Below are 8,742 nucleotides of genomic sequence, written 5' to 3' on the forward strand. Positions count from 1 at the left end.
GTGCAAAGCCTCAACTGGAAGGTATCCGCATAGCGCCTGTCATCGAATTCCTACCTAGCCAGCTTTGTATGAAGCTGCTCATGCTTTTAGATATCGGAGACTCGAGATGAATCAACAAACAAGCGTTCACGCACCCGATGACTCAGGCGTGCCCGAGTCGGCTCGCGATTTCAGCGTTAAGGAGCGCGTGGTAATCATCACTGGAGCAGGTCAAGGGATCGGGCGCGAGTATGCGCGACAGTTTGCGGCGGCCGGCGCGATCCCTGTTGTGGCGGATCTGAACGTCGAAAACGCGAAACGGGTGTGTGCCGAGATCGAGCGAGCTGGCGGTCGGTCTATGGCCGTATCCGTGGACGTGGGCGATAGGGAATCTGTCGACGCGATGGTTGAGAGCGCCCTCAACAAGTACGGCCGCGTAGATACGCTCATTAATAACGCAGCAATCTTCGCAACCCTGCCAAAGCGCCCTTTTGATGAAATTCCCCTTGAAGAATGGGAGCGTGTGATGCGCATCAACATCACTGGCACTTTTCTATGCGCAAGGGCCGTCGCTCCGGCCATGCGCAAGGCCAGTTGGGGACGCATTATTAACACATCTTCTGACTCCGTCCCTAGGGGGGTTCCTAACTACCTCCACTATGTCACATCGAAGTCCGCAATCATCGGAATGACGAATTCTCTTGCTCGCGAACTCGGACCATTCGGCATCACGGTAAACGCGATCCGCCCGGGAGCCGTCGCGACGGAGGTTGACCGCGCGGTTAATCCAACGCAGGAGCGACGCGTCCAGCTTCTCAGCGAACAATGTCTGCGCAAGGGCCAGTTGCCCACAGACTTGGTGGGGCTTGCGATCTTCCTCTCCACGAACGCTTCGGCTTTCATAACCGGCCAAACAATCGCGTGCGACGGCGGTTACACCCACAGTAACTGAGCCGCACTGAGGTCGAGTCCACATACTTTGAAAGCGGCCTCGCGCTTTCGTTCCATTGCTGAGAAGAGGCTTAACGTCATGAGAAATCACGAGACAATTTATATTGATGGCCAATGGGTAGCTCCGGTCGACCCGAAAAGGCTCGAACTGATCAGCCCAACAACTGAGAAGCCGATTGCAAGCGTCTGTCTCGCGAGCGCGCGCGACGTGGATCTCGCCGTCAAGGCGGCCAGAAAGGCATTTCCCTCCTTCTCCGAAACCTCCAAGGAGGAAAGGATTGCCCTGTTCGAGAGAATCATCGAGGTCTACCAAGCACGCCAGAAGGATCTGATGGCCGCTATCACCCTTGAGATGGGCTCTCCTAAGTCGCAGGTCATCATGACCCAAGCTGCGCTACAAGGTTTTCAACAGGCGATTATCACCCTTCGCGGATACAACTTCGAAGTTCAGGAGGGCGTCAACGTCATTCGACGCGAGCCTATCGGTGTCTGCGGACTTATCACCGCGTGGAACTGGCCCGTGCAAATTCTCTGCACGAAGTTGTCGTCCGCGTTTGCAGCGGGCTGTACCGTTGTTGCCAAGCCAAGCGAGTTCACGCCACTGAGCGCCATCATTCTGACTGAAATTCTGGACGCAGCGGGTGTTCCGCCGGGCGTGTTTAATCTGGTGATCGGCGATGGGCCAACGGTGGGCCATGCTATCAGCACCCATCCAGATATTGATCTCGTATCCTTTACCGGTTCGACCAGGGCGGGAGTGCAGGTAGCTCAAGCGGCCGCGGCATCCGTCAAGCGCGTCTGTCAGGAACTCGGCGGCAAGTCTGCCAACATCGTGTTGCCCGACGCTGGCCTTCGTCAGGCCGCCCAGTGGAACATTGCTCGCTGCTTCTCTAACAGCGGACAATCTTGTCACGCTCCGTCTCGCATGCTTGTACATGAGGACCAGCTTGATCAGGCTATCGACCTGCTTTGTGAAGAGGTCAAAAAGATCAAAGTTGGAGATCCGGAGGACGCTTCAACGACCCTTGGCCCGGTCGTGAACAAGGCTCAATTCGATCGAGTACAAATGTACATCCAGAAGGGTATCGACGAAGATGCTCGCCTCGTTTGTGGGGGGCTTGGACGCCCGCCAGAACTCACGAGCGGCTACTTCGTCAAGCCGACTGTGTTCGCAGACGTAAAGCCAGAGATGACGATTGCACAAGAGGAAATCTTTGGCCCCGTCCTCGCTGTCATGCCTTATCGTTCCATAGAACAAGCATTGGAAATTGCCAATGGCACCCGCTACGGCCTCGGGGCCTATGTATTTACATCCGACAGGAAAACGGGACACGAAGTCGGATCTCGCATGCGCGCAGGCCGTGTTTTTCTGAACGGAGTCGCTTCGAACCCGGCAGCGCCGATGGGTGGTTACAAACAGTCAGGGAACGGGCGGGAGATGGGAGTGTTCGGTTTGGAAGAGTATCTCGAAGTCAAGGCAATGATCGGGTTTGTTGACCGTTGACGACTTAATCGTGCCCCACCCGATCGAACGGCTGGCCGACAGTCAGCATGAGTCGGCTCACCAAGTTCACGATGTCACCTAGCACAGTGACGCGTTGTTTCATTGACATATTGAGGGATTATCTTGCAGCAGCCTGTCATCCTTACTTGCGCAGTCACTGGCGGTGACGACACCGCCGGACGATATCCGGCTGTCCCCGTGACGCCCGCTCAAATTGCCACCGCCGCAATTGAAGCCTGCGAAGCGGGTGCGGCGATCGCTCACATTCACGTTCGCAATCCCGAGTCAGGCAAACCAAGTATGGATCTTGCGCTGTACCGCGAGGTTGTAGATCGCATTCGCGACAGTGGAAGTCCGGTCATCGTCAACCTCACGACCGGCCCGGGTGCCCGGTTCGTGCCTAGCGACACGGAAGCAAACCTGGCGGGCGCAGGGTCCAACCTCCGTCCACCAGTTGAGCGCGTCCACCATATCTTGGAATTGAAGCCTGAGATTTGCAGTCTGGATATGGGCACACTGAACTTTGGCAAAGGTGCGCTCATCAACGTGCCGGCGCACGTGGAGGCCATTGCGGCAGAAATCCGCAGAGCTGGGGTGAAGCCGGAACTGGAAGTCTTCGACTCGGGACACGTGGCGTTGGCTATCGATATTATCCGTCGAGGCCTGCTCGAACCGACGCCGCTCTTTCAGATGGTCCTTGGCGTGCCGTGGGGAGCACCGGCCACTCCCGAGATACTCGCGGCGATGAAGAGTCTATTGCCGGTCGGTTCACAATGGGCAGCGTTCGGAGTTTCGAGGTCGGAATTCCCAATGGTCGCGCAAGCGGTGCTTCTCGGCGGCCATGTACGCGTAGGCCTGGAGGATAACCTCTATCTGGAAAAAGGGGTGCTTGCCCCGGACAACGCCTCCCTCGTGCGCAAAGCTTCACAGCTTGTCGAGCTTCTCGGAACACGTTTGGCCACTCCGGACGAAGCTCGATTGATCCTTGGTATCGCAAAGTCATGAGCAACGAACGCTTCATCGTCGGTTGTGTGCAAACTACGCCGACAGATGACCTACGCGCCAACATAGATCAGGTCTCACGTTCGATTGAGATCGCGGCCCAAAGGGGAGCGACACTAGTCGCCACCCCTGAATATAGCTTCTTCTTGCATGCGAGCGGCCGTTCGATGCGCGACAGCGCAGCTCGTGAGGAAGATCATCCAGCACTGCCTCAATTCGTCTCGATAGCTCGAAAGCATCGCATCTGGCTGATACTCGGCTCCCTCGTCATTCGCACAGACGAAGGCAACATCGTTAACCGGTCAATTGTCATCTCGGATCAAGGGGAAATCGTTGCCCGATACGACAAGATCCATATGTTCGACGCCACGTTACCAAGCGGGAGGACAATTCGCGAATCGTCTTCCTACACGCCGGGGACTAGAGCCGTTCTTGTTAACACTCCCTGGGGACGGCTGGGAATCACTGTCTGCTATGACCTGCGCTTCCCAGCACTTTATCGGGCCTTGGCGCAGTCGGGTGCTCAGATTCTCCTTGTGCCGTCCGCATTCACCCGGGCGACAGGATCGCTACATTGGCATACCCTGTTGAAAGCGCGCGCGATCGAAAATCGCGCGTTCGTTGTCGCTCCGGCCACCTGCGGAACGCACCCAGGCGGTCACGAAACTTACGGACACTCCCTAATCGTCGACCCGGACGGGCGGGAGGTTGCCGCGGCCGGCGAAGCACCAGATGTCATCTGCGCCGAGATCGACCTTGACGTGGTGTCGGTCGCAAGGGCGCGCATGCCGTCACTTACGCATGATCGGGCTTTTGAAACGAGCCATATTTCCGCGAATAGCATAGAGACCAAGCATGAGCAAATATGAAATCCTGACTCGAGACGAAATGTCACCTCGTCAGCGACAAGTCGCTGACGCTATTGCCGCTGGCCCCAGAGGATCGCTAAAAGGTCCTTTTATCGCCTTGATTCATAACCCTGAACTCGCAAATCACTTGCAGGCGCTCGGGGAACATCTGCGTTTTCGAACAGGATTGCCAGGACATTTGGTCGAGATAGCTGTTCTAATCACCGCCCATCGATGGTCGAGCGACTATGAATGGCTCGCCCATGCGCGTATTGGGCGGGAGGCTGGCTTGTCAGATGAAGTGATTACGTCATTGGGCACGGGACGAAGGCCGGATGCGCTGGATTCGGACGCTTCACTAATCTACGATTTTGCGTACGAAACTGCCTGGCAGGGCCGCCCATCGGACTCCGCCTTCAGTGCGTTGAAAAGCCGATTCGGTAGCGCGACGAGCCTTGATGTTCTTGCGGTATGCGGCTACTACACGACGCTTGCTTTCATTCTTAATGCTGCAGAACTTCCCCTGCCATCGGGCAAGCTGCCAGCAGGTTGGGTGCAAAGAGCGGCAAGCGTTGAATAAATTTCTTCTTGTGTGAGGCATCAATGAATCCGTTGAGAGTGGGACTAATTGGCGTAGGCAACATGGGGAAGCCGATGGCTCTACGCCTGCTCGAGCAAGGTGTCGATCTCACTGTGTGCGACCGCAATCCCGAAGCGGTGCAGGAACTGCAACGATTGGGAGCAAAGGTTGCAGCGAGCCCGTTGGAAGTGGCGAATGCATGTTCGATCGTGATCGCATCGATGCCCTCGCGAGAAGCAAGCCTCGATGTCGCCCTGGGCGAGTTCGGCGTGGTCAAAGGCAAGGAAATATGCGTCTATATTGAAACCTCGACTATTGGAAGCAGCACGATCGAGTCGATTGCTTCGCGTCTACGGGATGACGGTGTCGGGATGATTGATGCGCCAGTCAGCGGCGGTCCGCCTGGAGCACGCGCCGGCACTCTCGCAATCTTGGCCTCGGGCGCCGAGGGCGATTTCGAATTAGGGAAACCCGTGCTAGAAAAACTCGCAGCCAAGCTGTTCTATCTTGGCGCCAAACCGGGGGTCTCCCAAGTCGCAAAGGTGATCAATAATCACATCTCTGCGGCCGGTCGCCTGGCGGTGTTTGAAGGCCTTGCAATGGGTATAAAGGCTGGACTTGACCCGAAGGTCCTCAACGATGTGTTCAATGCTGGTTCTGCGCGCAACTACACCACCACTGACAAGGTACCGGCGGCAATTCTTACGGGAACCTTCAAGTTCAACGGCCCGTTGACCATTGGCCTAAAAGATGAAGCGCTCTTGTTAGAGGAGGCGCAGCGGTGTGGCGCTCCTACCTGGATCGCTCCGCGCATCCTTGAACTCTATGAGGAAGCCGCTGCAGCCGGATATCGCGACGAAGATAGCATGAAGGTTTTCCTCTACATGCAGTCTCAGTCACTGCGCAAAACGGAAGAGTTGAACGGCGGCAAACAATAGCCCTCGGCCTTTTTAGAGAGCAATTCGAGAAACTCGATCAATTTATGTAACTGTCTAGCACACCCGCGTCGGCTGAAACAATGACCAGACGCCAGTGATGCACCTGCATTCGGATCAACGGAAACCTCATGAACGATAAAGCACCGCCGGATACGCTCACTCACGACGTTGCCTCGTTCGTCTTTCGCACGACATTAACCGATCTATCGCCGTCGTCGCGAGAATCAGCGAAGCGAGCCTTGGTCAATATCTTAGGATGTTGTATCGGCGGATCCCACCATGAAATCGTCGCGACGGCTGCTAGAGCACTGATCCCGCTTGCCGGAGGCCAAACCTGTACGCTTCTCGGCCGACCTGAACGCGTAGATGTTCTCACGGCCGCTTTAATCAATGCCCTAAGCTCCGCGGCCTATTCGTTTGACGACACCCATTCGGAAGCGCTCTTACATCCCAGTGGCGCAGTCGCTACGACCCTTCTGGCTCTCGCAGAACGGCAGCGCCTGACTGGCAGCGACTTCTTGCTGTCGATGGTGCTCGGCATCGAAATCGCCGGTCGGTTGAGCAAGGCGGTATCGGTTCCTCCCGCTCAGGGCGATATCGGATGGTCGCAGACGGGCATTGCCGCCGGCGTTGGCGCAGCAGCGGCTGCGGCCAAAGCACTCCGACTGACCTCCGAGCAGATTGGCTGGGCGATAGGAATCGCCGCCACTCAGTCGTCCGGATTTAGAGCTGCTCATGGCAGCATGAGTGCCACCTTAATTTTTGGTCATGCGGCACAAACCGGGTTGCGCGCGGCGATTCTCGCGCAGCACGGGTTCGACGGCCCGCGTGCTCCATTGGAAGGAAAGTACGGATATTTGAGTCTGTTCTCCAGCACGCCTCACTTTGAATATCTCTTACCTCCCCTTGGCAGCCCGTTCGAGGTGGAAGCTCTCGCTTACAAACCTTATCCGTGTGGGGCCGTCATACATCCGGTCGTCAATGCGGCTCTTCAATGGCATCACTCTCAAGGCGCAGACCGCAGCCGCCAGATTAGAGAGGTCCGCCTTCACACACATCCGTCCGCGATGGCACTTGGCTTTCGGCGGCATCCGGAGAACGTGCTCGAGGCTAAGGTCAGTCTGTTTCATTGGGTGGCGACCGCACTTTGGTACGGCCGCGCCAGCATCGCTGAGGGCCAGTCTCAAGTGGTTCAGGACGTGCGTATTGCACAACTCAGGGATCGCATCAACGTGCTTACGGATGATGCCATCCCTCCAGAAAGTGCTGTCCTGCATGTCCTTTTGGAGAGCGGCGAGGAGCAAACTGTTTCCATCGAGCACTGCAAGGGAAGCGTTATGAACCCGATGTCTGACGATGACATCAACGAAAAATACTACCAACAGGCGCTCCTTCACATTTCTAGGTTCGAGGCGACAACCATGTGCCAGCGCTCTTGGCGCATTGAGGAGCTCGAAGACGCGGCGGACATCATACGTGTAGCCGCGCCAAGCTCGATCTAACGGTACAGTGAAGGCGGAATTCTTCGAGCGGTGGACTGCGTAGGGAACCGACGTATTGAGGACAGCTCGACTGGTCCGCTCAGTCGAACGCAGCCATCCGCGCGAATCGGAAGTTTTCAGCGCAATTATTCATTATACGAATAAATTCCCGCATTCTGATATAATTGCGTCGCATTTATTGCGACAACAACACCGATCCTCAAATTCTCAGCAGTGAGCGCTCGAGAAGTTGGGCCGATCCGCAAAGCGGTCCACTTTTCGCAGGTTAAGCCACACGGAATGCAGAAAATGGCCAAATCGACTGCAAAGCAAACATCACAGTTGAGCGACTCCACGGAAGCTGCCTCGAAAAAAGAGAGTGAAGCACAGACGAGCATCGGGCGCATGTTGGGCATACTCGACCTGTTTACGCCAGCGGCTCCCGTCCGACCCGTGAGCGACCTGGTGAATTACCTGGGTACGTCACGATCAACGTCCTATCGGTACATAAAAGCGCTTCACGAAGCTGGTCTGATTGAAGCGGTTGCCAACGGAAAATACGTCCTGGGCCCGCGATTCGTTGAGTTCGACCGTCAGATCCGGATGTCCGACCCGCTGTACAAGGCCGGGGGGAAGATTCTTCGCCAGTTGGTGAAGCGTACAGGGTATTCAGCCCTTCTTTGTGCGCTATATCGGGATTCGGTAATGTGCATCAGGGAGGACCTATCCGAAGGAAGCCCGCCTAATCTCTTCTCACGAGGCCAACGGCGGCCGCTCTTCTCTGGGGCTGCATCCAAGGTGATCCTCCCGTATGTGCCCCCTCATCGGCTCAGAAGCATCTTTCAGCAACATCAGCGCACAATCGCGCGCGCGGCACTGGGCACTGACTGGCAAGGCTTCCGCGAAAAACTCGCGGCAATCCGAAAGGACGGCTTTGTTGTCAGCCACGGCGAGTTCAATCAAGGCGTTTTCGGCGTGTCGGCACCCGTTTTCAACGCAGAAGGACTCGCCGTCGGAAGTGTCGGCATCGCAGGCGGGGAGGACCGATTGGAACGAAAGAACCTACCGGCCTACTGCAACGAAGTTGTGAAAGCAGGCCAGATGCTCACAGAGGCGATTGCCGATGCTGGTGACGAACTCATCTTGCCACCGCGTGCCTTCGGGTCCGTTCCGTCGCGCTAATGCTGCGTCGTGAGCCATGGCGTTAGCAGACGCCATGGCGCAGCCTTTAAATGTAAGCGATCCACTATCGACGTCTACCCAATAGCACTCTGAGCGAGGAGCATAGGTGTCCACCTATTCGTGAGGTGGACACCTATGGCTGACAAAGACTCAGAGCTGAGAGTAGTTCGGCAAAGCAGCGACGGCCGTCGCCGCTACGATGAAAATGGCAAACGGGCATTGATCGAGGCGGCGTTACGCCCGGGCGTCTCGGTGGCGCGCATGGCGCAAGAGCACG

Annotated in this window: 8 protein-coding genes and 1 pseudogene; all 9 read left to right on the forward strand. The window is 56.6% G+C overall.

Going from position 1 to position 8,742, the window contains the following annotated elements:
• Positions 1–106: 106 nt before the first annotated feature.
• The gene (locus P7F28_RS07675) at positions 107–931 is read left to right on the forward strand and encodes an SDR family NAD(P)-dependent oxidoreductase (protein ID WP_277183922.1); all 825 of its coding nucleotides are present in this window, start codon (positions 107–109) and stop codon (positions 929–931) included.
• A 78-nt stretch (positions 932–1,009) separates the two neighbouring features.
• Positions 1,010–2,434, forward strand: a complete 1,425-nt coding sequence (locus tag P7F28_RS07680; protein ID WP_277183923.1) for an aldehyde dehydrogenase family protein — start codon at positions 1,010–1,012, stop codon at positions 2,432–2,434.
• Positions 2,435–2,554: 120 nt separating this feature from the next.
• Positions 2,555–3,439, forward strand: coding sequence for a 3-keto-5-aminohexanoate cleavage protein (locus tag P7F28_RS07685; RefSeq protein WP_370467262.1), 885 nt, complete (start codon positions 2,555–2,557; stop codon positions 3,437–3,439).
• Entirely contained in the window at positions 3,436–4,305 is an 870-nt protein-coding gene (locus tag P7F28_RS07690; protein WP_277183925.1) for a carbon-nitrogen hydrolase family protein, read from the forward strand. Before P7F28_RS07685 ends, P7F28_RS07690 begins: the two co-directional genes overlap by 4 nt.
• Positions 4,292–4,864, forward strand: a complete 573-nt coding sequence (locus P7F28_RS07695) for a carboxymuconolactone decarboxylase family protein (protein ID WP_277183926.1) — start codon at positions 4,292–4,294, stop codon at positions 4,862–4,864. The genes P7F28_RS07690 and P7F28_RS07695 overlap by 14 nt, the downstream gene beginning before the upstream one ends.
• Positions 4,865–4,887: 23 nt before the next feature.
• Complete coding sequence (locus P7F28_RS07700) at positions 4,888–5,802, forward strand: NAD(P)-dependent oxidoreductase (protein ID WP_277183927.1); 915 nt, start codon at positions 4,888–4,890, stop codon at positions 5,800–5,802.
• Positions 5,803–5,930: 128 nt separating this feature from the next.
• Positions 5,931–7,304, forward strand: coding sequence for an MmgE/PrpD family protein (locus P7F28_RS07705; RefSeq protein WP_277183928.1), 1,374 nt, complete (start codon positions 5,931–5,933; stop codon positions 7,302–7,304).
• A 288-nt stretch (positions 7,305–7,592) separates the two neighbouring features.
• On the forward strand, positions 7,593–8,465 hold the full coding sequence (locus P7F28_RS07710; RefSeq protein WP_277183929.1) for an IclR family transcriptional regulator: 873 nt from the start codon (positions 7,593–7,595) through the stop codon (positions 8,463–8,465).
• 135 nt (positions 8,466–8,600) lie between these two features.
• Positions 8,601–8,742, forward strand: a pseudogene (locus P7F28_RS33715) (IS66 family insertion sequence element accessory protein TnpB); the annotation flags it as partial.

Origin of the sequence: Caballeronia sp. BR00000012568055, from assembly GCF_029439455.1 — a bacterium.
Taxonomy (GTDB): Bacteria; Pseudomonadota; Gammaproteobacteria; order Burkholderiales; family Burkholderiaceae; genus Caballeronia.

Bases quoted from the DNA above. Each gene is read 5' to 3' on its own strand.
- P7F28_RS07675 (WP_277183922.1), top strand. From the start codon at position 107: ATGAATCAACAAACAAGCGTTCACGCACCCGATGACTCAGGCGTGCCC.
- P7F28_RS07680 (WP_277183923.1), top strand. From the start codon at position 1,010: ATGAGAAATCACGAGACAATTTATATTGATGGCCAATGGGTAGCTCCG.
- P7F28_RS07690 (WP_277183925.1), top strand. From the start codon at position 3,436: ATGAGCAACGAACGCTTCATCGTCGGTTGTGTGCAAACTACGCCGACA.
- P7F28_RS07695 (WP_277183926.1), top strand. From the start codon at position 4,292: ATGAGCAAATATGAAATCCTGACTCGAGACGAAATGTCACCTCGTCAG.
- P7F28_RS07700 (WP_277183927.1), top strand. From the start codon at position 4,888: ATGAATCCGTTGAGAGTGGGACTAATTGGCGTAGGCAACATGGGGAAG.
- P7F28_RS07705 (WP_277183928.1), top strand. From the start codon at position 5,931: ATGAACGATAAAGCACCGCCGGATACGCTCACTCACGACGTTGCCTCG.
- P7F28_RS07710 (WP_277183929.1), top strand. From the start codon at position 7,593: ATGGCCAAATCGACTGCAAAGCAAACATCACAGTTGAGCGACTCCACG.